This is a genomic window from Acinetobacter pittii ATCC 19004 = CIP 70.29, assembly GCF_000369045.1.
Taxonomy (GTDB): domain Bacteria; phylum Pseudomonadota; class Gammaproteobacteria; order Pseudomonadales; family Moraxellaceae; genus Acinetobacter; species Acinetobacter pittii.
The window spans coordinates 756,798-781,555 of sequence record NZ_KB849786.1 but is presented as its reverse complement, the minus strand read 5'-3'; the positions used below and the strand labels follow the sequence as shown (position 1 = coordinate 781,555).

Here is a 24,758-nt window from a genome sequence, read left to right as displayed (position 1 = left end):
TGCGCACCTATTTTTTGGGTTTTCGCGGAATAAACATTGATGTTTTTTGTTGATAATCAAGATAATTTTGACCGCGACTTTTAATTGCTTGTTTTTCACTAAATGGAATACCCGTGACGTAATATAAAAATAGCCACATAAGTAACGGATAAATCCACAATACATATTGGCCTGCCGCTAAACCAATAATTGGATAGGCAAACCAATGCAACCATTCAAAAAAATAATTGGGGTGACGTGAATAACGCCATAAACCCTGATCCATGGTTTTGCCATGATGATCTGGATTTAATTTAAATCGGTATAACTGCTGATCAGCGAGCTGCTCTCCAATAAAAGCAATTGCCATGATGACAGCTGCAATTACTAAAGCGACTTTATATCCACTACTCCATTCAATTGCCTCTACATTGAGTAGCGTCCACATCGGCAAAAAGAACAAAAGCACTAAAAGTGTTTGAAAGATAAAAAAGAATAAAAAGCCAATATGCTGAAACTTACCCATCGCTTTACGCATGCTCGCGTAACGGCCATCTTCTTTTTGTTCAGATTGATAACGTCTTAACAGATGCCAAAACAATCTTAAAAACCATAAGCCGCTAAAAATACCGATAAAAAGACGCACTTCAACTGGAGCAACTGAAATGAGTAAAGAAGACACGATAATGTTTACTGCCAGACAGAAACTCCATGCAGCATCTACAATTCCAGCTCGGCCATTTAGAGTGGCAAGTAACCAGCTCAGCAACATGATCATTAAATCTAGAATCAGTAAATTCCAAAACATGAACAGTCTCCTTACTTGAGCGGTTTGAGTCAGTAACTGGTACTTTCAAACAACAAGTGAACATTGCTTATCACGCCTTCTTTAAAACCACCTTCGCAATAACATAAATAAAAATCCCACATGCGAATGAAGTTTTCATCGAACCCCAGAGCCAATACTTCTTCTCGTGCGGTTAAAAACCGTGCTCGCCAGTGATGAATTGTTTGCGCATAACTTAAACCAATATCATTTAAATGCTTCAACCTTAAACCACTCTCAGAGGCGGTTTGAGTCAATACACTTATGCTAGGGATAAAGCTACCAGGAAAAATATAGCGCTTAATATAATCAACTGTATTTAGTGCTTTTTTATATCGGAAATCTTCAATGGTAATGGCTTGAATAAATGCCAAACCTTTCGGTTTTAAGAGTGCTTTACATTGATCAAAGTATATCGATAAATATTGCGCACCAACTGCCTCAACCATTTCAATTGAAACCAGCTTATCGAACTTACCTTCGAGCAAACGGTAGTCTTTAAGTTGCACATCAATTCGATGTGCCAAGCCAGCTTCATTTACACGAGTAACGGCTTCATCATATTGAGCTTGTGAAATGGTAATGGTAGTTACTCTACAGCCATAATGTTGAGCTGCATAAATTGCAAAACCACCCCACCCACTTCCAATTTCAACCAAATGATCTAGTGGTTTTAAATCTAACTTTTTACAAATGATCTCTTTTTTTAAATCAGATGCTTGTTCGAGTGTCATGTTTTCATTTTCAAAAACGGCGCTCGAATACATTAAAGACGGATCTAAAAATAATTTAAAAAAGTCGTTGCTTAAGTCGTAGTGCTCAGCAATATTTTTACGGCTACCACTTATAGAATTCTTTCGATTTTGATACCAAGCTTTAAGAAAAAACTGGCTCGCTTGAGCAATAATATTCTGGTTGATTTGGTCTAATACAGCTCGGTTACGTGCCAAGATCTGAATCAACTCGACAAGGTGCTCGCTGCTCCAGTCACCACGAATGTAGCCTTCTGCTGCTCCCAAAACACCATTTTTTAAAATAAGATCCATCAATAAAGGATTGTGAACTTCAATCACAGCATGTAAGTCTGAAACTTCACCGACCGTCCCATTCCACGCGCCCTGAAAAGTGATCTGTCCATGACGTAGTTTGAGAAGACTCTTGAGCAGTAACGGTAGTGAGTCATCTTCACCATAAAGAAATGTTTTTATCATGTCTTATCTACCTTGATCTTTTTAGGATGACGATAAAATGGAACTTTTTTTCGCCACAAATTAAATGCCTCTAAATATATTGAAAACAACATTTTAAAAGGCGCTAGGCTGTTTATAAGAGCATATCGATATTGCTGTGAAGGAAATGTGATGGGCACAAGCTCAAAGCGCATAGTGGCATCAAAGACTTGTTTTTGCTCTTCAAAAAGCTGCATGTGAATGACATTCTGCTGATCTGAAAAACTAAATCGCCAACGGTAAGTCAACTGCATGGGCATGAACGGCGAAACATGAAATGATTTTTCAAAGTTAAAATCAAAACTCTGATAATCACCCACCTGACTTTGTTGTTTTATACAGTCATGTATATAGAGTTTTCGTTCATTCCATGGAGTGTTGGTAATTTCACTAAGAATAAAGAGCGGTTTTCCGGCTTTATTTAAAACAAAATAAAATACGACCGAATTAAACCGAAAACCTAAACAACGAGGCAAAGCCAAGACTCGAATTTGCCAGTCTGGCCGAAGATGTAAGTGATTATTTTGCAGTATCGCTTTCTCTACTCTATCCCTTATAGAACCGTGATACATGTTTAAAAAATCATTTTTAGATAGCTTTAATACATTCCAATGATCCGTCGACCAGAGTGAACAATCTTTTGTGATATCAACTAATTGATCTGGATCGAACCATAAATAATTTAAGGTCGATCTAAACTCATGTGGTTTAGGGCTATAACGCCGATGACGAATAAGCGCAGGAGCGATAGCAAGTTTATTTAATAACATTTGAAAGCTCCTTATTTATTCTTATAACACTAAGAGTTGCTCAACAACACGTGCTGCACTACGGGCACCATCTTCATGAAAGCCCCAGCCCCAATATGCTCCACAAAATGAAGTACGATTTTGCCCATTAATTTCGTGCCAACGAGATTGAGCTTGAATCGCTTTTGCATCAAATACGGGATGTCGGTATTGCCGCTCAACCAAAATGTCTTCGGCTTTGATTTTCATATTCGGATTTAAAGTGCAAAAAACCTGAGTAGCGCAAGGTAAATTCTGCAAATTGTTCATCCAGTAGGTAAAACCATAATGTATGTCGGACTCATCGTTTTGAACTTGAGATTTTGGTGTTACATGTACATGCCAGCTTGCCCACTGCAAACGGCTTTTAGGCATAATTGAAAGATCACGATGGACGACCATTCGATTATCTTGATAACCAAATTGGCTTAATATTTCTTGTTCAAGCTCCGACGCATCTTTAATTAAACTTAGGCTATCGTCAGCATGGCTCGCAAAAATCACCCAGTCATATTGCTCTTGCCCTTCAACGGTTTCGATCAAAACTGTTTCTAGTGAACGGCTCACAGCTTTTACTTCTGCAAATTTCCACTCAATGGATCGGCAATTCTTTTGAATAGCACGAATATAGCTTGCTGAACCGTGTTTAACCGTTTGCCATTGCGGCCGCTCTTTTAACTGCAACATGCGGTGATGCTGAAAAAAGCTCACGACAAATCGATATGGAATTTGGCCTACCTGCTCAACGGGTGCCGACCATAAGGCACCGCACATCGGATAAAGATGCTCATAACGGAACTCATGACTATATTTGTGAAGGTCCAAATACTCTTCAATCGATAAATTAGGATCGATATCCGCCACATCTATATCTTTATTGTCATCATAGAAACGCAGCAAATCTGAGAGCATTTGCAGAAATTTTCGGTTTAAAAAGTTCTGCGGACGGGCAAAGAGCGACCATTTTTTTGAAGGATTATATTGAAGTCCACTCACCAGATTATTCACCGAGAAACTCATATCACTGCTTTGAGTTTCTACACCTAATTTTTTAAGCATGTCGGTAAATAACGGATAGTTATAGTCGTTAAACACAATAAAACCACTATCTACCGCGACTTTAGTGCCTTCTATCTCTAGCTCGTGAGTGTCAGTATGACCGCCAAAATAGTTATTTTTTTCATACACAGTGACTTGATGTTGTTCTGACAATCTCCAAGCTGCGTAAAGTCCAGATATACCTGAACCAATAATGGCAATTTTCATAACACTTCACCGTTTTCAACTTTTTCTATCGATAGTTTTTTAATCTTTTTATATTGATAAACCTTGTCTGGTACTGGCTTTAGTCCCCACACCAAACCAAATAAAGACATCAGTTTAAGCACATAAAAGGTGATATCAATCTGCCACCAATAAAAGCCTTGTCGCACACTGCCTGCGTAAAAGTGATGGTTGTTGTGCCATCCTTCACCCAAGGTAATTAAAGAAAGTAGAAAATTATTACGGCTATCATCTGGGGTATTAAACTCACGTGAGCCATAACGATGAGCGAGTGAATTAATACACAAGGTTGCATGTGTTAATAGAACAGTGGAAATCACAAATCCCCACACTAAAAGTTGTAAGCCATTGGTGCCCAACTCAGGAAAATGTTGCGCAAGCCATGAACCTAATCCATAAATTGCTAAGGCCGTCAAAATCACAATAGGCAAACTAAATCGGTCTAGCCAAATCAGCTCTGGATATTTCAACCAGTCTTTAATGACTTTTTTTCGAGTGGCAAAATTCTGCTCATTTAAAAACCAGCCTACATGCGAATACCAGAAGCCTGCTTTCGCTGAATGCGGGTCCTGATCGGTGTCGGTAAAGTGATGGTGATAACGGTGATGTGCTGCCCACCATAACGGTCCGCGCTGTGCACTCATCGTTCCGATCAGTATAAAAATGAATTGGACAATACGTGATGTCTGAAAAGTCTTATGCGAAAGATAGCGGTGGAAAAAAGCAGTAATTGCAAACATGCGAAGAAAATAAAACCCCAGCATGAAGATCACAGCAAACCAAGATATGCCCACCCAAAACGCTGCTAAACAAGCGATATGTAATAAAATAAAAGGAATAATTCTTAACCATTGAATGTTCTTTTCAATGACATATTCGCTAGAAGCACCCACTTGCGCATTTTCTGAATCTGACCAGCTATCGATCCAGCGCAGAAAAAATTTAGACATTGATTCTTCCTGATCTAAAGCATTTCTTTTGGTTCTAATTTAGAAAATGCGCAATGAATTTTATGTGAAGTTCACTCAATTAGAGATAAATATAAGCATCTACGCAACCAGCATTTCACTATTTAGACTGTGTTGTTTTAACGAGTTTAGAAACGTCGTAGCCATAGCTTTTTGCGGTTTGCAGATAAGATTGATATGTCGCCTCATCAAGTTGAGGGCTACGAGAAAGAATCCATAAATATTTATGGCTTGGGCCACCCACTAAAGCGACCTGATAATTTGGGTCAACTCTTAAAACCCAGTAATCGCCTTTTGTAAAAGGAATCCATCTAAGACCAGAAGGTAAAAAGCTCACCTTCAATTTACTGTTGCCTTCATTTTGCGGATAAGCAACTCCTTCAGATGAGATCATTTCGCCTTTTTTTGTCGTACAGCTATTTAAAACACCAACGGTTTTGTCCGCGTTAATAGAATAGTTTGCAGTTGTATTAGCTACACAATTACGCTGAAAAAACATCGGTAAATGCGCAATTTCATACCACTTACCTGCGTATTTATTAATATCAATAGAATCAACAGCGACAGGTTTAGTATTGGTGTCTGCAAAGGTGCTCAAAGGAAGCATTAAACTGACCGCTGCAAGGCTACTGCTGATGACAAGTGATTTAAATAATAATTTCATGATTGCCCTCTTCTGTTTATTTCATACGTTTAAACATACTTCAGAGGGCTGTGAACAAAGTGTGAATTTTAAAAATTAAGCAACATTAATAAGGATTTAATTGTATTTCTTTAGAGCATCGGCAACTGGAAAATCAAGCTCAAAGCACACACCCTCAACCGTGTTATAAACTCGATAGCGGCCATGATGTAGATCCATAATTGAAGCAACAATCGATAGGCCTAATCCACCTGTTTGATTCTCATCACTTCGACTTGAGTGGCATTGGTAAAATCTTTCAAAAAGATGCTCAAGTTGATGTTCAGCAATTGAAATACCACCCGTTACCACAGTTAGGCTGACCCATTGCTTATGCTCAATCATCTTATGTTTTGTTGCGATATAAATAGTTCGCTTGTCACCACCGTGAACCAACGCATTTAAAATCAGGTTATAAACGGCTCTTTGAAATAACTCTGGGTCTGCAAATAACTTTTGAGTTTCTAAGTTAAAACTAAAATGACAGTCTTGTTCCTCGGTTTGATATTCAAAAATCTGGCATAGCCCATCTATAACATCTTGGACGTTTATTTCTTGTTTGTTTACAAGCACCATTTTCTGATCGGCTCTTGCCAAGAAAAGCATGCTATCAATCATGCGTTTTAATCTGTGGTAATCGTCTAAATGAGAAACCAGTAAATCTTCATATTGTTCAACCGAACGTTCGCCAGTTAAAGCAATCTCGGTTTGCCCAATCAGATTATTTAAAGGTGTGCGGAACTCATGTGCAATATCTTCAGAAAAACGGTTGAGCTGGGTATAACCCTTTTCAATACGCTCAAGCATATGGTTTATATCTTTTGAAAGTAGATCAACTTCTAAAGGTGAATTTGGGAGGTTTAACCGTTTCTGTAGCTGATTTACGTTAATAGAATGAGTTTGCTTGCGAAGCTGTTGCAGCGATCTTAAACCAAGATGACACGCTAAAATGCAAAGCACAAAGATTGCAAACACGCCCCCGACCACATACATCAAGAGACTTTCTTGAAAAGGTAAAAGAATATTAATGCGTTCCGACCACTGTTTACCTGCAATGAGCAGATAAGGTTCGTTATTAATTTTTATGGTTTTCCAAGCAATACGCGTTGGATATGAGTTATTGGCTAAATCTTGAAATTGAAGACTGTCGCGCTGTGCAAGCTCAGGCAGTTGAATATGGAGCGGATTGATATTAATTAAAGTTTTGTCTTTATGGATGAGCAGAAACAAGTTGTCTTGGTTGCCGAGCATGTTTTGATACAGCTTAGGACGCGCAATGATTTGCTCTACATTTTCGCTATCTTGTAGCAAAATTTCCAAACGATTAATTCTGTCTGCTAAAGCTTTATCTTGCTGCTTTAATAAAATCTGGTTAATACCTAAATAGGTCATAAAGCCGACTGAACATAAAATTAAGGCAGAACAGAGCGTGACCAGTAATGTAATACGTACTTCAAGAGAACGTAGAAATTTAAAGTTCATAAGCTAACCGAAATTTTATAGCCCAAGCCACGTATGGTATGAATGAGTTTTAACTCATATCCCTCATCAATTTTGCTTCGTAAACGGCGTACGGCAACGTCAATAAAGTTGGTATCAGTGTCAAAGTTAATATTCCAAACTTCGGAACCAATTTGTCTGCGTGTTACGATTTGTTCTTTGTTGAGCAAAAGGTAACGCAACAAATTAAATTCGGTTTTGCTCAGCTCAATTAAGTTGCCACTACGCCATACTTTATGAGCAACCAAATCCATTTTTAAATCGCTAATAGTCAACTCGTTTTCTTGCAGATATTGCTGTCTTCTTAACAGGCTTTTAATGCGTGCCAATAGTTCAATATAGGAAAAAGGCTTAGCCAAGTAATCATCTGCACCCAACTCTAACCCTTTAACTCTATCCATCACCTGATCTTTTGCCGTTAAGAAAATCACCGGAATTTTTGAAAACTGACGTAGGATCTGTAATACGCTCCAGCCGTCTATGTCCGGCAACATGACGTCAAGAATAAGCAAGTCATATTGATCTCTCTTTAGCATTTCCAAACCTTGCAGCCCTAAGTGAACACACTCCGCTTGATATCCAGACTCTTTTAATCCTTTGACCAAATAAGTGGCGATCTTGATCTCGTCTTCAATAATAAGGATACGCATTTTGTAGAGACTCATTTGAAAGATGACAACTTTGTAATGTGATTGTCATGCTTAAAATTAAGCAATTTGTTTAAGATTTTCAAAGCGACTTAGAGGCAATCATTATGAAAAAATTGAACTGGCTGATGTTAGCAGCCGTGCTATTTGGTAATAGTACTTTTGCACAGCCCCCTGCTTTGAATCAAGTTTATTCGTTAGATCTCAAAACTGCCCACCTGTTAGCCGACAGTGCGAAAGAGGCATGTAAAAAACTAAACCAAAATATTGCGGTTGTTGTTGTAGATCGCGGCGGTAATCCATTAACTGCCGAACGGCATGAGCTGGTGGGTCCGCATAATTTAATGGCTGCCGAGAAAAAAGCCTATACCGCTTTCTCTACCAAAACATCGACCTTGGTTTTAAGCCAAAACAGTAACCAAAACCCCGATGCAAAAAATTTAACCACCGTAGCAAATTTACTTTTGTTAGGGGGCGGCGTGCCTGTTCGTTTTGAGAACCAAGTGATCGGAGCGATTGGGGTTGCCGGTGCTGGCGGCGCACAAAATGACAATCAATGCGCAAACAAAGCCATTGAAACCGTTTTTCATTCATAAGGAGTTCAACATGCTTAAATCATTTATTGCTTTATCTTCGTTATTTATTGCTTCCGCTACATTTGCACAAACTAATCCGCTAAGTGTGCACGTGTTAAATCTAGAAACGGGTTTGCCCTCTTCTCAGGTTGAAGTGGTTTTAGAAAAAAACACCAATAACCAGTGGATTAAACTCAATGAGCAAGTGACCGATTCAAGTGGTCGTATTACTGCGCTCTATCCAGAAAATAAAAAACTAGAGCAAGGTATTTATAAAGTTACTTTTAAAACAGAAGACTGGTTTAAAAAGAACAAACAACAAACTTTTTTTGCCGAGGTTCCTGTAATTTTTAAAGTTGATGGAAGCGTAAACCACTACCATATTCCGTTACTACTTAGCCCTTACGGTTACTCAACCTATCGAGGCAATTAAAATAAAAGACCCCTTTATCTGTTGTACACAAATAAAGGGGTTGGTTAAAAGCGCTTGGTTTTATGAACAAACACCATTGCTAATAACCGACTTCTTGTTTAAATCTAATGCAACAATTGAAGAAGAAACCGTATTAATAATTTGAGTCATTGCTTCACTTGAAGCACTCACAATCGCATCCATCTTTTTAGTTTTTTGATCAATCGGCTGCTTGAAAGCAATTCGACAATTGAGCTGAGATCCTGCATTCGTGATGACTTTTGCATTATTTGACTCTAATTGAGTGGGCGGTATTTGACGCTTCACTACCCAAGACACCGCAATATTAATATAGCTTTTATCTACAATATCAAAATGAGAAAAGTCTGTAGAAACTCGATATAAAGGCTGATTGTTTCCAGCTAGCCCACTGCTATAACTGTCAATTGCCCCTAATTTTTGCTGTAAACCCGCCGACAAGGTATCGCGTAATTGCGTACCCATGGTTGATGTCCAGCGTTCATTATTTAACACCGTAGACTTACCACTACTATCTTGGAGCACCAAAGGCGCACGGTCCAATCGGTCTGGAATCCCGACAGGTAATACCTCAATCACCTGCACAGTTGATTTTGTAGCCGCAGTAATTTTAGGGGACATCGTATAATAGTTTGGCGTTGGCGAACTCGAACATGCCGTCATGGCAACAGCCGTTAAAAACAGGCCGCTCCCAAGCAGCCATTTGGCTGCTTTAGGATGTTGAAAAGATAGAATGTTTTTATTTTTCATCATCGGTCTCTGGTGTTTTACCACGAATAATTGATTCAGGATGTTGCTCAATATAGTCTGCCATTAACTGTAATGAAGCAGCCGCACGTGTCATTTGCTGCAATGCTTTACGTACGTCTTGCTGTAACGGCGCATCACTCGACAAAATAGACTCTGACGATCTTACAGTTTTACGAACATCGTCCAAGGTTGCTTGTAAGCCAGGTGCAACTTTTCCATCTAACTGTTTAACCAGTTTGTCGGTAGACTCAATGGCTGTGTTCATATTGTTGAGCGTTTTACGTACATCTTGCCCAATCTCAACTAACGGGAATTTGGTTAACTTGTCAGCAATCTGAGAAACTTGTGCTTGTAAGCCACTCAGTTCAGTTGGTGTAGTTGGAATCACCACACGGTCATCACTCAAAATTTGTAATGTGGCTGGTTTAGCTTTAGGGAACTTATCTAGGGCAATATAGTTTTGACCCGTGAGCAAGTTGCCTGTTCTCATTTGAGCACGCCATCCATGTTCAACAAAATCTTTGAAAATATTGCTGTTTGGATTGAGTGCCTGTCCATTCTCAACGCGTGACGGATAGATGACCGCCTCAACACGCATACGAATCTGCTTATAGTTGTTATAAAACTCTGCATTAATTGATTTAACATTACCAATTTCAATGCCCATGAAATCAATTGGCGCGCCAACAGACAGTCCACGTAATGAATGATCAAAGTACATAATCACACCGCGAGGTTGCCCGTCAGGGTCTTTTAATGCCTCAGATTTCGAGTCCCATAGATTAAAGCGACTATGATTTGCCGCTGTAGTAGCACGAGAGCTTTCAGGAATTCCAAAAGCAATACCGCCCGCGACAATACTTGCCAGCGATTGAGTATCTAAACTAAATCCTGAAGCATTCAGGCTCACATCAATACCACTCGCCTGCCAAAAACGTGCATCTGTGGTGACAAACTTGTCATATGGTGCACGGATAAAAGTTTGCAACTCTACAGTTTTACCATCATTTGACAATTTATAGGCTGTAATTTGGCCCACATTAATTCGACGATAATAAATTGGGGAACCGACATCTAAAGACCCCAAGTCATCTGCATTTAAGAAAAATTCTTTACCCGGCACATCGGAAGTAATCACTGGCGGTACTTCTAAGCCTGTAAATTCAAGCTTTTTCTCTTCCGACTTACCACCATCCACTTCAATATATGAACCTGACAATAATGTGTCTATTCCTGAAACCCCACTCGTCCCAATCCGTGGTCGCACAACCCAAAACCGTGAATCTTTCGCGGCAAAGTTACTCGCATCTTTACGCAAATCAATTCTGGCAATCACATGTGAACGGTCTTCTGAAAGATCAATCTGCCGTACTACGCCAATATCCACCTGTTTATAACGGACCGTTGTTTTACCCGCGACCAATCCCTCAGCCGTCCTAAAAGATACGTCAATGGTCGGGCCATGAGACAAGAGCGCTTTTATCGCTAATGAAAGCGCGATTAAAAGAGCAATCAATGGAATGAGCCAAATTAAAAGAGGCTTCCATCGACTTTTCTTTTCTTGGGGTTCTGGCAAATCATTCATGCTATCCAGTTCAACATCTGGATCACGACGATCTGAGTTACCAGGGGTTATTTCATTTTCAGACATACTCATTGTTCTTTTATTGACTGGGATTAATGGAATCATTATTCAACGGCGGATGTTCTGCCTGAATAATCTTGGTTTTGTTTGAGGCAAAGGAAGAAGGCTTATTTGTATTTTGAGATGCATAGAAGTTATCCCAAATAAGTCGTGGATCAAAACTTAAAGATGCAAACATGGTTAACACTACAACTGCACCAAAAGCAATCGAACCCGGCCCTGCTAAAATGGTAGCGAGCGACTGAATCTGAATGAGCGCTGTTAAAAGTGCCACCACAAATACGTCAATCATTGACCAACGGCCGATAAACTCGACAACTCGATATAATTTAACGCATTGCTCAGGTAAAAACTTCCATGCTGACGATTGTTGCAGATATACCGCCACCAATAAAAAATACAAAATCAGTAGCTTTAGCATGGGAATAAAAATACTGGCCATGAAAATGACCGCTGAAACCAGATAGTCTCCACTTTGCCAAAAGTAAATGACCCCACTCATGATGGTATCTTGCTGGCTACCCAACAGTGAGTCAGTCACCGTCATTGGAAGTACATTGGCGGGAATATAGAGAATGGTCGCAGCTACCACTAAGGCAAAAGTTCGATTTAAACTCGCTGGCTTACGTGAATGCAGTACGCTATTACAACGAATACAACGTGACACCTGATGGCTTTGGTTGAGTTGTCTCTTTTCATTTTGAGCAGAATTTACAACCCCACAGCAGTGACACACAATTAATGAGAGATCTTTGGCTCTTGGGTATTGCTTAAGCATTGACCCTTGCTGCGAGCTTTGTGTTTGGGTCACATTTTTTATCGTTTTCATGGCAGTGACCTATCAATTTCGTTCCATATATCACTCACCTTTATGGAAGTAATATAGACCAACAATACACTTAAAATCGCAAATGCCCATAACGCAATCTCGGGAATCACCAACACCATTCCCATTAACTTCACAAGCGTGACCAAGATTCCAATTAAGAAGACCTCAACCATTCCCCACACTCTCATAAAATAAAGTGTACGTAAGGCAAATACTAAAAATGTGGGTCTTTTCTTCAATACGCTTACTGTGCCCAACACATAGGAGAGTAATAAAAGATAGGAAAGTGGCACAATAAAAGTGGTGATTAAAATAAGAATGCCAACAAAAGCCCGATCATAATGGAACATCACCCAGACCGCACCCAGTAAGGTGGTTTCAGAGATGTTGCCCTGCAATTCAATTTTTACGATAGGAAAGCTATTGGCAATAATAAATACGATCAACGCCGTTAAGATTAATGCCAATAGTGTCGGAAAAGGTTTGGTGTGCCGATAGAGTTCAGCACCGCAGCATAAGCAATAAGCTCTTTTTCCATAAGCAAGCGGGGTTCTACGATAGACAGTATCGCACTCCTCACAACCTGCTAATTCTTTAAGCTTCATAGTTATACTCTGAGATTTATAGTTTTAACTGTGTCACACAAAACTCTTTTTATTACTAAGGTAAATTAAAATATAAATCAATCGAAAAACTATCCAAGTCATCATAAATTTTGAGATGAAAATTACCGTCTACTGTTCAATATATTATTGAAACTGCTGAATAATCTGTACAAATTCTGTGGCCAAATTAAAATAGAACCTAAAAGTCAAAGGCTTAAGCTGAGATAACACAGTTTTATGACCAAATTATCTGAGATCAGCATGTGACAGCACGAAACCATCAAAAATTTAGCATTTCTGAACAGTACGGCATGTGAGTGATTGGAAAAACAGTACAAAAGAATAGCGTGTTGGTTATAGAGGCGGGCAGGGATTTACTTAAAAATATGAGCACTCATAGAGTACTCTCAAGTTTCTAAATCTTTAACCCTCTCTTTTTAATATGATAATTTTAATTAGAATATAAAACCAAAACATTAATCACTTTTATATTCAAATATACATTCTATTCAAGAACGGCAATTTCAAATCTTATATTTTTCTTTAAAATAAATGTAATTATGAAGATTAATTTAAATATATTAAAAATTAATTTATGCGACACAATTATCAAAAAACTAATTTTAAGTAGATTATTTTTTAATTTATATAAAAATTAAGACCAGTCTAGCAATTAAAAATTAATTATTTAAATATCAATATATTAAAAATCTATTTTCAAGATTAGATATAAGCAAGACGCTTTAACCTCATAAAATATTCTTTATATTATTGTAAATAAATTTTACCTTTCATTAAAAAATTAATAGTTGATTTAAACACTCAGAATTACCACCAGACCTTAGTTCACACGTATTTTAAGCACATTATTTTTTATAATTAAACTTAAGAAAACCACTAAACCTGAAGGTTTGCTTAAGTAATTTTCATACTGTATTTTAAAAATGAAAAATAAATAAATTTATATATTAAAGATAGAGCTAATAATAAAAGTGAGATCAAAATGATTGAATGGTTACAAGGTGTTTTAAAGCACAGCCCCGAAATATTATTGTTCTTATCACTCGCAATAGGCTTCTGGATTGGACAATTCCAGTTTGGAAAATTTCAGTTTGGTGGAGTCGCAGGCTCCTTACTCGTCGCAGTTGTTTTAAGCCTTATTGGCGTACCTGTCGATAACGGTGTTAAAGCAATTTTATTTGCCCTCTTTATTTACGCAGTTGGCTTTGAAAGTGGTCCACAGTTTTTTAAATCGCTTGGGCCACAGTCTATAAAAGAAATTCTTTTAGCAGTATTCATGGCAGTGTGTGGTTTAGTCACTGTTTTAGTGATGGCTAAAATTTTTCATCTCGATAAAGGTTTGGCTGCGGGTCTCGCTGCGGGCGGCATGACTCAATCAGCCATTATTGGGACTGCGGGAGATGCAATTTCTAGACTCGATCTCCCCCTCGCAGAAATTCAAAGACTTCAAGCAAATGTCGCGATTGGCTATGCGGTCACTTACATTTTCGGTTCATTGGGAGCAATTATTGTCTGTGTGAATATCTTACCTAAATTTATGGGTAAAGAAATTCACGACGATGCTTTAAAAGCTCAAAGTGAACGGCTCAAAGGTGCTTTTGAATTAGCCCCAGGCCAAGAACTGGCAATGCCCGAAATTGTTGGCCGTATTTATAAAGTTAAACAAGCCAATGGGCAAACTATTGCGGAAATTGAAGCAAAAGAGCCGAGTATTACGATTGAACGGTTAAAACGTAAAGATCAGTTTATTGATGTCGCTCCCGAGCTAACTTTACAAACAGACGATGTCATTTTACTGGTTGGTCGCCGTGCCAATGTAGTTTCAGTTGCCGAGCAAATCGGTAGCGAATTACAGTCATCGCAAGGTATGGAAATGATTATGGATACCAGCGATGTCATCCTAAGAAATTCTAAATATCTCAACCGTACTTTAGGAGACATTAAGGCCAATACGCCTACGTATTTAAAGCACGGTATTTATGTACTTGCGATTAAACGTAAGGATGAGCCACAACCTTTAAGTGATGACACCGTTTTACGTCAAGGCGATGTGGTCACCGTATATGGTACAAAAAGCGACCTTGACCGCTTGGTGAAAGAAGCAGGTAAAGCCCTACCTGAAAGTTTAAAAACGGACTGGATTTTCCATGGTGCAGGCCTTGTGGTTGGCTTAGTGATTGGTCTTTTTGTGATTCGTTTAGGTGATGTGCCATTAACTCTTGGTGCCGGTGGCGGTGCTTTACTATCAGGTCTTCTGTTTGGTTGGATTCGAAGCAGAAATCAAGTGCATGGCAATATGCCTTTAGCAGCTTCACAGCTTCTTAAAGATTTGGGTCTTGCAGGCTTCGTTGCTGCCGTCGGCTTACAATCAGGTTTACAAGCTATTCAAACCATTAAAGAAAGTGGTCTTTCACTCTTTATGATTGGAGTTGTGGTAACACTGGTTCCTCTCCTACTTTCCATGCTCTTTGCTCGTTATGTTCTGCGTTATGACAACGTTGCAGTAATGGCAGGTGCACTATCTGGTTCACGCAGTGCAAACCCTGCATTTGGTGCAATTTTAGACAAAGCAGGAAACTCGATTCCGACCGTTCCATTTGCAATTACCTATGCCCTAGCAAATGTGTTCTTAACCTTGCTCGGACCACTGATTGTAGGCTTGGCCTGATTTTATACATTGAATTAGAAATTTTATTCATCTCACTATAATTAAGGAGACGTCCCATGGGGAAAGTCGATTATTCTAAATACGCAAAACTCAGCCCATTTGAACTTAAAGATAATTTAATAGAATTAGCTCAAAGCAGAACTGACCGAATGATGTTAAATGCTGGGCGTGGTAATCCGAACTTTCTTGCGACTATCCCACGTAGAGCATTCTTTCAACTGGGTTTGTTTTCTGCGACCGAATCGGAATTTTCATTTTCCTATATGCCGGAAGGTCTAGGCGGCTTCCCGCGCCCCGTTGGACTCCAGTCACGTTTTGATAACTTCATTTTGGAAAACCGTGACAAACCCGGTGTAGTCTTTTTAGGTAAAGCCGTGTCTTATGTGCGCGACCAGTTAGGCTTAGACCCAGATCTTTTTTTACTTGAAATGGTTGAAGGGATTTTAGGCTGTAACTATCCAGTACCAGACCGAATGCTTCGAGTGAGTGAAACAATTATTAAAGAGTACGTCTTAAGAGAAATGGGCGTACAAGGCATGCAAAAAAGAGACTTAGATTTGTTTGCGGTCGAAGGCGGAACAGCCGCAATGGCCTATATTTTTAACTCATTAAAAGAAAATAAAATTATCAAAAATGGCGACCGTATTGCCATTGGTAGCCCTATTTTCACGCCATATCTTGAGATTCCAAAACTCAATGATTATCAACTCGAAGAAGTATTAATTGCGGCAGACCCTAAACTCGATTGGCAATATCCAGAGTCGGAGCTTAGAAAGTTAGAAGATCCGTCTATTAAAGCTTTCTTTTTAGTCAACCCAAGTAACCCGCCATCAGTAAAAATGAGTGATGAAGGTCTTGCGATTTTGGCCGATATCGTCAAAAAACGCCCTGATCTGATCATTTTGACCGATGACGTTTACGGTACATTTGCCGATAATTTCAAATCACTATTTGCGATCTGTCCTGACAATACAATTTTAGTTTACTCGTTCTCTAAATACTTTGGTGCGACTGGTTGGCGACTTGGTGTCATTGCACTTTCAAATAACAATGTGCTTGATAAACAAATTGCGAACTTATCGAAAAAAGAGAAGAAAGAGCTTGAAGAACGCTATTCATCTTTAACTACTGACCCAGCAAGTATTAAGTTTATTGACCGCTTAGTTGCAGACAGCCGAAATGTTGCTTTGAACCATACCGCTGGTCTATCTACCCCACAGCAAGTTCAAATGGTTTTATTTGCCTTGTTTAATATGATGGACTCACGCCAGAGCTATAAAAAAGCGGTTAAATCTGTTGTTCGTGAACGCGATGCAGCACTTTATAGACAGCTTGGTGTCGAGGTTCCAACAGATCCAAATGCTGTTGATTATTACACGCTAGTCAACCTTGAAAACACATCAAGGACTCTCTATGGAGATGAGTTTGCTGATTGGGTCATGAAAAATAAAAATCCGACCGAGCTATTGTTTAGAGTTGCCGATGAAACAGGTGTAGTTTTATTACCGGGTTCTGGCTTCGGTGTGCAGCACCCTTCTGCCCGTGCATCTTTAGCTAACTTGAATGAATACCAATATGCTGCAATTGGTGACTCTTTAAGACGCTTTGCAGATGAAGCTTATGCAGAGTATTTAAAAACTAAAAAAGGCAAATAAACACCTATATAAAGTGAGGCTCTAGCAGCCTCACTTTTTCCTTTCTATGCTTTCATTTGCTATTTCAGTTTTTCAATTTAACAGGTTCAATTTAAGCATTTATCTGTAAAAAGTAAGTCAGCAACTGATCAGGCTCTTCATTTTGGCTTGAACCTAAAAGCCCAAAAATCGCACCATCAATCATAAATACAAAAATATCAGACTCTTCATATGTGGCTCTTTTTTTAGATTCTCGCAGAACCCAGAAAATTTCATTTTTAAGCCATCGCCTATAGCGAATTGCGGTTTGATATGCATTTGGATAAAGCTGTTTAATTTCAAAAATCGCTTTAAACAACAGGTAATACGCCCCTTTTAAGTCCGCATGTAAAAGGTAAATTTGTCTAAGCGTAAGAGACAAATCTGGATATTGACGAGATTCACTTATCGCTCTCACTTTTTCTTTTAAGTGTTCTTTTTGAACCAACAAACACATTTCAACCAGTCTTTCTTTGGAGTGAAAGTAGTTGTAAAAAGTGGCTTTAGAAATTTTAGTTTCACTAACAATGCGGTCCACCCCGACCTTGTTAAAGCCGTATTGTTTAAATAAGTCTGCTGCTGTGTTAAGCGCTCGCGTCGCTCTAAATGAAACTTCTAAATTTTTCATGCTTACTACTTAAAATAATTTTTTGTTGTAAATAGAAGAGATAGAAATGCCGTCACTCTTAAAATGAGTGCTAAATACAGGCATGCGAAAGCTGCACAATAATGGTGTGCTCACCTATCTCTGGTTTATTGTTGCTATGTTTTAGTCGTAAAGATTCTTAAGATGTAGAAACCTAAAGTCGATTACATCGTTTTAAAGACTTTTTAAGCGGTATGGGTAGAGAGAATTTGGCAAAAGCCAATAAAGAAAAAGAATTAGTACGCATGAGCGGACTCCTTTGTTAATAAAAGAAATCCTACCGATCACTGCTAAATGATGGTGGCAGGACGAAAGAGGGTTAGCAGACTGGCAACAAAGAAACCAGCACACCCGAAGGTGTCCCCCTTCCGCCCTACCATAGAGAAAAAGGGGGCGAACGAGTTCACGATACACAAAACTAGGTTTCGTATATCGTCTTTGTTAAATAGGGTCTGCTAAAACCCGCTGACAATGTAGGTCAGCAGGCAAAGGATAATCGGCAAGGTTTAGAGTGTCAATGTAAGGTTGAATAGAAAATAGTTAAATAATTATTGTTTTTCATTCAATTAGATATTGAATCTTAATAATAACCAAGTTCAACTTTAAAGAAGCTAAACATTACAACTAATACCATATTTGCAAACAAAAAATTGATCAAAACAAAAAAGCCAACTCTTTCGAATTAGCCCTAATTACCTCACGACCACGTCTGTGAAAATTGCTTTTGATTTTATTGTTCGCAACAATCTTCATCATTTTTGTTATGAGTTTAAATTAACCTTTCTTTATGACAATTGAATTAAAAAAACCGCCCGATGGCGGTTTTCTGAAATTTGTATTTACCCCATCATTTTCACTTTTTCAAAGTTTTTGTGAAAGCTTGAGAATTGAAGTACTCAGTAATTTCCTCACCCTGATTTTTAGGTTTGTCGTCGGGTAAAGCAACTGACTCAAACTCTAGTCTTAAGCTAATAAACTCAGGAATAAAATTCTTAATGGGAGGTGGGGTTTTAGGGCCGCCTTCAGTAATTTTTTCGACAAATCCTGCTAGCCATAAAATATATTCATCTTCATGACTGTAATGCGGAATTAAACTTACATCAATTTTCACCTTACATTCATGGAGAGGTTTACTAAAAGCTTCATTGAAATCAATGTAGTTGTACTTAAGTTTAAATACGGTTCCTGCTATTTCTTTACGAATAAAAGTCATCAGATTATTAAGGTTTTCAATGGTGTCATCTGAAAAGAGCTCATTTTCTTCAACTTTCCTATACACACTTTCTGCAATCAACAGATATTGAGGCATTTAAAGTATCCTTATTTATCAAGTGGTATTTGGAGGGCTCTCAAAGTAAGTATGCTTCAACTTATGTAATATCTTGTAAGTTTAAGAAACATCAGGTAACTATTGTACAGTTATTATTAATAGATATTTCTAATTAATTTTCTTTTTTTCTAAATAGTTATTATTCACTAATTATTTTTATAAAAAACAATAGCATAAGTATATAATTTATTATCCTTTCTTAAGCATCGTAATGAATATGGTTTAAAAGAAAATATATTTTTTTATAGTTTTTCAATATTAATCTAATTTAATTTATAAATGTTTTAGGGGTAAAAATAAGTCCATGTATAAAAAACGTAAAAAAACGAGAAATTCATCACATTTTCAGCAAATGAATATTTTAGATAATATTTCTTTAAAGGTTTAAGTCTATTATGCTTAAGTTATCAAATTGTTAAGTATGTATGATGGAACAGCAAACTTTATTACAAGAACTGAACTCACTCATTGAATACTACTCAAAAAGAACCGATTGCCCGCCTACTCGAATACGCATCGGCTATAGGGCTTATGCAAAATTGATGCAGTGTCCGCCTTTCGCGGATGAAGTGATGAACTCAGCCCTAGATCCAAATAAGCGAAAATATAAAAAGTTAAAAATTAAAATTACCAAAGATGATAATCAGTTGGAACTTGAGTAAATTTTTAAGAGTTCAAAATAAAAAGTTCTTCAACTCTCCTATTTGCGATTTTATTTATATAACTCCCCAGTTAAAGGCACAGCCTTAGAGCATTTATAGTCATTCCGTAAAAGCTCTGCTAAACAAAGCTTTTACAGATATTTTTATACTAATTGAGGCTTTCATTCTCTGAAGTATCTTCTTTATTTAAAATCCGCCCTTCTTGTTTTGGTCGAATCAATGGTGCAGTCGGTCTTGGATGATGAGTGTGTGTATATTGCATACCTACCCCTGCATTTACGTCATCTGCCGCGATTTCAGTTTCAAAACGCTCATTATCCAAATCACGAATTTCCTCGGTAATTCTTTCTACCTCATCTTCATCCACACCAAGTTCTTGCAAAATCACGCCGCCAAACTTAATTGCAGATTCAAACGTTTCACGAATCATAAAGTCCACTTTTTGTTTAACTAAATGCAGTGAATGCTCACGGTCATATGAACGGACTAATAATTTTGCCAAAGGAAATTCATGGGTCACGAGTTCTACAATTCTATTGGTCGTTTCCTTGCTATCTACACACACCACAATCGCTTGTGCTGTTGCGGCGCCAGACGCATGCAGAATATCTAGACGGCAACCATCGCCATAATAAATTTTAAAACCAAATTTTTCGGCGTTTCGAATCATGTCGGTATTATTATCAATAATGGTGACATCGACACCTCTTGCTAATAATAATTGACTGGTGACCTGTCCAAAGCGCCCAAAACCGATCATTAAAACGCTACCACTTAGCCCGTCGGCAATATTGATATTTTCTAATGAAACCTTCGTTTTTGCTTGAGTAAAACGTTTGAAAATAATACCGACTATTGGGGTCAACACCATTGAAAGCACAACAATGGCGGTTAAGTTAGATTTAACGATACTATCAATAACTTGTGCACTTAGCGCAGCCGAGAAAAGTACAAAGGCAAACTCTCCACCTTGAGCCATAAGTAAAGCGCGGTCTAACGCTTCAGTATGAGAGCTTTTCGTTACTCGGGCGACCATATAAATCATGAGCGCTTTGACAAGCATTAGGGCAATTACACCACACACAATAAGTTGCCAGTTTTGAGCAACTACCGATAAGTCCAATGACATACCGACCCCAAGGAAAAACAGGCCCAGTAATATTCCTCGGAATGGTTCAATATCCGCTTCAATTTGATGTCTAAAGGTCGATTCAGATAAAAGTACACCCGCCAAAAAAGCACCCATCGCCATAGTCAAACCGCTGACTTGCATCAGTAACGCTGCACCCAACACCACCAATAAAGCCGCCGCAGTCATGACTTCTCGGGCTTTAGCAGCGGCCAATAGTCTAAACAATGGGTTAAGTAACCAATACCCTGCCGCAATAAGCCCTGCAATTGCGAGTAAACCAATTCCTATATTTTCTAATCGTACCGATGTGCTTTCGACCACATGATTCGGTGCCATAAAAGCAACAATAGCCAGCAATGGCACAATGAGTAAATCTTCAAATAGTAAGATGGCTACAATCTTTTGTCCTCGGGGTTGAGTCAAATCCCCCCGATCACCCAATAACTGCATCACAATCGCAGTCGAAGTTAAGACGAACCCTGCCGCACCAATAAAAGCAACTTGCCATGTAAAGCCAAATAACAGCCCAACGCCAGTCAAAGCCAGCGCGCAAATAATAATCTGTAGCGTACCAAGGCCAAAAATTTCGCGCCTAAGACTCCACAAATGTGAGGGTTGCATTTCCAAACCAATCACAAAGAGGTACATCACAATTCCCAACTCGGCAATATGCAAAATTGCGGTGGAATCTTGAAAAAAAGCAAAACCGAATGGGCCAATAATTAGACCCGCAATTAAATAACCAAGTACTGAACCTAAACCAATACGTTTAAAAATAGGAACTGCAATGACAGCAGCTGCCAATAAAACCACAGGGGCAACCAAGCTAATTGAATGTGCTTCTGAGCTCATACATTTCTCATTTTATTTATCTGCAATTTATTCTATGTGAAACGAGGTTTAAGGGCGATTATTAGTTTTGAGAAAAAGCATCCTAAAAATTAAATGATTTAAGTCATCCGAAAATAAAAATTGAGCCTATAAATAGGAATCAAATACTCATGGACAAACACCCATAAAAAAAGCCCTAACGGGCTTTTTTTATATTAGGCAATAAATTTCAGCATGAGCTGAATGACTGTCGCATTAATTAAGTCGACAAAGAATGCGCCACAAAGCGGAACAATCAAGAAAGCCTTATGCGATGGACCATACATATTAGTAATGGCTTGCATATTTGCCACGGCTGTTGGTGTTGCACCCATACCGAAACCACAATGACCTGCTGCTAATACTGCTGCATCGTAGTTTTTGCCCATGACGCGGAACGTCACAAATGCCGCATATAAAGCCATCGTAATGGTTTGCGCACCTAAAATAACTACAAGCGGACCAGCTAAGTCGGCAAGTTGCCAAAGCTTTAATGAAAGCAATGCCATTGCTAAATAAAGCGACAAAGACGCGTTACCAAATACATCAATCGCGCGGTCGAAAATATCAATTTTCAACACGCTTTCTAAAATATTTCTTAAGATTACACCGCCACCGAGTGCCCAAACGAAAGTTGGTAACTCAAACCACGTTCCCTTACTAAAGCCAGTCATAAATTCAGCAAACGCTAAACATGCTGCAAACATACCCAGTGTAGTAATTGCATTATCGGCAGTAATTAAACGGACTTGATGCGGGTTTTCAAACGGAGCAAGGTCATCTGAATTTTGTTCAAGATGTGTGTCGCGATTTTGGATTTCAGCATTGGTTTTTGGTTGAGCAAGACTGTAACGATTAATGAGTAATTTCGCTAACGGCCCACCAATCACACCACCAATAATCAAGCCAAAGGTCGCACTCGCCATACCTAATGCTAAAGCACCCTGAATACCATGCTGGGTTTCTAAAATTTCACCCCATGCGCCAGCTGTACCATGACCACCTGTTAAGGTAATTGAACCTGCAATCAAACCAATAAGTGGGTCAAGACCCAATAATGTCGCAAGGCTCATACCAACAGCATTTTGCACAACAATGAATGATGCAACACAAATTAAGAAGATGACTAAAGCAGTACCACCTTCTTTAAGCTTCATAAAATTGGCACTTAAACCAATTGAAGCAAAGAACACGAGCATAAAGCTGGTTTGTAATTCGCTACTAAAAACAATGCTATACCCCCACAAAGTGTGGACAAGTAAAGAAACTACAGCAGCAACCAAACCACCAGCTACAGGTTCAGGGATATTATAACGTTTTAAAAAATCAATTCGATTAACAAGAAAGCGGCCCAACAATAAGACGATAACTGCCGAAATTAGTGTATAAAAACCATTAAAAACAAATTCCATATATGCTACTTTCTGATTACATTCCTAATGGATTGTAAAATAATTATATTTTATTTTTTATTATTTAAAAAAAACACAAACAAACTTTACAAAAACCATCTTTATTTAAAAATAACTATATAAATCAAAATATTGTTTTAAGTATTTAGCAAAAAATCATGATGTACCCTCTCCTAAATTTCTATCTTGCTTTGAGAATTAATTTTTTTAAAAGTTTTAATGCTCGAGTGATGAAATCAAGACATCTGGTTACCTCAATCTTATTACTCATTTTTTAAGCAACAGTATATTGCGCTAAGCTAAGCTCTAACTTGATACATTTAAAGAAAAATCCTGTCTTTTGGGTCACTGAACTTCTGCATCATTCACTTTAATATCCTTCAAAGACCAGCTCTTTACTGTTCTGGGCAACATCTTTATAGGTTTTATATTCAATGAGTTTATTGCTTAAAGTTCGTCAGAACGTTCCACAGCTACAATCTATTAAAAAATCTCTTCAGACACGTGCTGGTCAAAAAATACCTCACATGCTGATCAATGCATCAGATCTCTTTTTCCGAGGCCCTCAAATTGCCTTATCAGGAAAAACCCCATTTGATGTGATTCATAAGCATGAAATTATTACCTTACGCCATTATAAAAATGAGACTAGCTTATCTACACATAAACACCGCGTACCTTTAGTTATTGTTCCACCATTAGCAGTGAACATGCTCATTTACGATTTGTTCCCTACTCGTAGTTTTGTACGTTTCTTTTTAGCCCAAGGGTTTGATGTTTACTTAATTGACTGGGGCGTACCAACCCGACACCAAGCAAAATACAACTTCGGTACTTATATTAAAGTTTTCATGCCAGAGATGTTAAAGCAAGTTCGCCTACACAGCGGTCAGCAACAGCTTTCTTTACATGGTTGGAGTTTAGGCGGCGCGCTTTCGCTCTGCTATACCGCATTGTTTAAAGATAAAGATATTAAAAATCTAATTATTCTCGCTTCCCCTATCGACACACACAAAGCAGGTTATATGGGGAAACTATACAGTAGTCTTACCAAACCTGCCGAATGGGTTCGCAAACATACGCCATTTCGTATTCGCCATCATGTACCAAGTGAAGCATTTCATATTCATGGGTGGCAAAACACGCTTGGCTTTAAATTAACGGATCCGATTGGAAATTTGAAAACATATTGGGAACTTTTTAAAAATCTAGATAACCGAGAGTTTATTGTCGACCATGCAACCTCAAGCTCATTTATCGATAATATGTTGGCCTATCCGGGCGGTGTCATGCGCGATATTATTCTCCGTTTCTGGATTGATAATGAACTGTCTAAAGGTGTAGTTAAATTTGGTGAACTTACCGCCTATCTAAAAGACATTAAATGTTCAGTATTAGCTGTCGGTGGTAACACAGATATTATCGTGACGGCTGATGCTGTTAAACCACTCATGGATTTAATTAGTAGCCAAGACAAAACATTTAAGGTGGTACCAGGTGGTCATATGGGGGTAGTTTCTGGTAGTCAAGCACCCACTACGGTCTGGCCAGAAGTAAGTACTTGGTTAGCTACTCGTTCAGAATAA

22 protein-coding genes are annotated in these 24,758 nt (G+C 38.4%); 6 read left to right on the top strand and 16 right to left on the bottom strand.

Annotation, left to right across the window (positions count from 1 at the left end; all coding sequences use genetic code 11):
* Positions 1-7: 7 nt before the first annotated feature.
* The 8 genes from F928_RS07835 to irlR form a co-directional block, all read right to left on the bottom strand.
* Positions 8-787: a DUF1295 domain-containing protein gene (locus tag F928_RS07835; RefSeq protein ID WP_005073547.1), complete on the bottom strand. Its 780-nt coding sequence runs from the start codon at positions 785-787 to the stop codon at positions 8-10.
* A gap of 29 nt (positions 788-816) precedes the next feature.
* Positions 817-2,016, bottom strand: coding sequence for an SAM-dependent methyltransferase (locus F928_RS07830; protein ID WP_005073545.1), 1,200 nt, complete (start codon positions 2,014-2,016; stop codon positions 817-819).
* Entirely contained in the window at positions 2,013-2,804 is a 792-nt protein-coding gene (locus F928_RS07825; protein WP_005073543.1) for a DUF1365 domain-containing protein, read from the bottom strand. The genes F928_RS07830 and F928_RS07825 overlap by 4 nt, the downstream gene beginning before the upstream one ends.
* 21 nt (positions 2,805-2,825) lie before the next feature.
* A complete protein-coding gene (locus F928_RS22340) occupies positions 2,826-4,088 on the bottom strand; it encodes an NAD(P)/FAD-dependent oxidoreductase (protein WP_005073541.1) in 1,263 nt (420 codons plus the stop codon).
* A complete protein-coding gene (desC, locus tag F928_RS07815) occupies positions 4,085-5,056 on the bottom strand; it encodes an acyl-CoA desaturase (RefSeq protein WP_005073539.1) in 972 nt (323 codons plus the stop codon). The genes F928_RS22340 and desC overlap by 4 nt, the downstream gene beginning before the upstream one ends.
* A gap of 118 nt (positions 5,057-5,174) precedes the next feature.
* Positions 5,175-5,738, bottom strand: coding sequence for a lipocalin family protein (locus F928_RS07810; RefSeq protein ID WP_000770558.1), 564 nt, complete (start codon positions 5,736-5,738; stop codon positions 5,175-5,177).
* Positions 5,739-5,834: 96 nt separating this feature from the next.
* Positions 5,835-7,238 carry a heavy metal sensor histidine kinase gene (czcS, locus tag F928_RS07805; RefSeq protein WP_005073537.1) on the bottom strand — a complete coding sequence of 468 codons (1,404 nt, stop codon included), beginning with the start codon at positions 7,236-7,238 and terminating at the stop codon, positions 5,835-5,837.
* Positions 7,235-7,906, bottom strand: coding sequence for a heavy metal response regulator transcription factor (irlR, locus tag F928_RS07800; protein WP_005073535.1), 672 nt, complete (start codon positions 7,904-7,906; stop codon positions 7,235-7,237). Before irlR ends, czcS begins: the two co-directional genes overlap by 4 nt.
* Before the next feature lie 125 nt (positions 7,907-8,031).
* Between irlR and F928_RS07795 the strand changes: the two genes are divergently transcribed.
* The gene (locus F928_RS07795; protein ID WP_080632668.1) at positions 8,032-8,499 is read left to right on the top strand and encodes a GlcG/HbpS family heme-binding protein; all 468 of its coding nucleotides are present in this window, start codon (positions 8,032-8,034) and stop codon (positions 8,497-8,499) included.
* A 10-nt stretch (positions 8,500-8,509) separates the two neighbouring features.
* The gene (uraH, locus tag F928_RS07790; RefSeq protein ID WP_005073532.1) at positions 8,510-8,911 is read left to right on the top strand and encodes a hydroxyisourate hydrolase; all 402 of its coding nucleotides are present in this window, start codon (positions 8,510-8,512) and stop codon (positions 8,909-8,911) included.
* A 60-nt stretch (positions 8,912-8,971) separates the two neighbouring features.
* Here the strand turns inward: uraH and F928_RS07785 are convergent, their stop codons facing one another.
* Genes F928_RS07785 through pqiA form a run of 4 tightly spaced genes read right to left on the bottom strand, consistent with a single transcriptional unit; the run spans position 8,972 to position 12,758 of the window.
* Positions 8,972-9,679, bottom strand: a complete 708-nt coding sequence (locus F928_RS07785) for a PqiC family protein (RefSeq protein WP_005073530.1) — start codon at positions 9,677-9,679, stop codon at positions 8,972-8,974.
* The gene (gene pqiB / locus F928_RS07780; RefSeq protein WP_031945749.1) at positions 9,669-11,336 is read right to left on the bottom strand and encodes a PqiB family protein; all 1,668 of its coding nucleotides are present in this window, start codon (positions 11,334-11,336) and stop codon (positions 9,669-9,671) included. Before pqiB ends, F928_RS07785 begins: the two co-directional genes overlap by 11 nt.
* Positions 11,337-11,343: 7 nt before the next feature.
* Positions 11,344-12,153 (bottom strand): paraquat-inducible protein A, encoded by an 810-nt coding sequence (locus F928_RS07775; RefSeq protein WP_005073526.1) that lies wholly within the window; start codon positions 12,151-12,153, stop codon positions 11,344-11,346.
* Positions 12,150-12,758 (bottom strand): paraquat-inducible protein A, encoded by a 609-nt coding sequence (pqiA, locus tag F928_RS07770; protein ID WP_005073524.1) that lies wholly within the window; start codon positions 12,756-12,758, stop codon positions 12,150-12,152. The genes F928_RS07775 and pqiA overlap by 4 nt, the downstream gene beginning before the upstream one ends.
* Positions 12,759-13,761: 1,003 nt before the next feature.
* Here pqiA and aspT point away from each other — a divergent pair.
* Both aspT and asdA read left to right on the top strand, forming a co-directional pair.
* A complete protein-coding gene (gene aspT / locus F928_RS07765) occupies positions 13,762-15,447 on the top strand; it encodes an aspartate-alanine antiporter (protein WP_005073523.1) in 1,686 nt (561 codons plus the stop codon).
* Between the two features lie 56 nt (positions 15,448-15,503).
* Entirely contained in the window at positions 15,504-17,102 is a 1,599-nt protein-coding gene (gene asdA / locus F928_RS07760) for a bifunctional aspartate transaminase/aspartate 4-decarboxylase (RefSeq protein WP_005073522.1), read from the top strand.
* A gap of 91 nt (positions 17,103-17,193) precedes the next feature.
* On the opposite strand, the gene F928_RS07755 is transcribed toward asdA, so the two are convergent.
* Together F928_RS07755 and F928_RS07750 are read right to left on the bottom strand one after the other, a co-directional pair.
* Positions 17,194-17,748, bottom strand: coding sequence for a TetR/AcrR family transcriptional regulator (locus F928_RS07755; RefSeq protein ID WP_005073521.1), 555 nt, complete (start codon positions 17,746-17,748; stop codon positions 17,194-17,196).
* 871 nt (positions 17,749-18,619) lie between these two features.
* Entirely contained in the window at positions 18,620-19,075 is a 456-nt protein-coding gene (locus F928_RS07750; protein ID WP_005073520.1) for a hypothetical protein, read from the bottom strand.
* Positions 19,076-19,524: 449 nt separating this feature from the next.
* Between F928_RS07750 and F928_RS22500 the strand changes: the two genes are divergently transcribed.
* A complete protein-coding gene (locus F928_RS22500) occupies positions 19,525-19,758 on the top strand; it encodes a hypothetical protein (protein WP_016806139.1) in 234 nt (77 codons plus the stop codon).
* A gap of 148 nt (positions 19,759-19,906) precedes the next feature.
* Here the strand turns inward: F928_RS22500 and kefBC are convergent, their stop codons facing one another.
* Both kefBC and gltS read right to left on the bottom strand, forming a co-directional pair.
* Positions 19,907-21,742, bottom strand: coding sequence for a monovalent cation:proton antiporter-2 (CPA2) family protein (gene kefBC / locus F928_RS07740; RefSeq protein WP_005073519.1), 1,836 nt, complete (start codon positions 21,740-21,742; stop codon positions 19,907-19,909).
* A 194-nt stretch (positions 21,743-21,936) separates the two neighbouring features.
* Entirely contained in the window at positions 21,937-23,172 is a 1,236-nt protein-coding gene (gene gltS / locus F928_RS07735; RefSeq protein WP_002115276.1) for a sodium/glutamate symporter, read from the bottom strand.
* Positions 23,173-23,606: 434 nt separating this feature from the next.
* Between gltS and F928_RS07730 the strand changes: the two genes are divergently transcribed.
* The gene (locus F928_RS07730; RefSeq protein WP_002115264.1) at positions 23,607-24,758 is read left to right on the top strand and encodes an alpha/beta fold hydrolase; all 1,152 of its coding nucleotides are present in this window, start codon (positions 23,607-23,609) and stop codon (positions 24,756-24,758) included.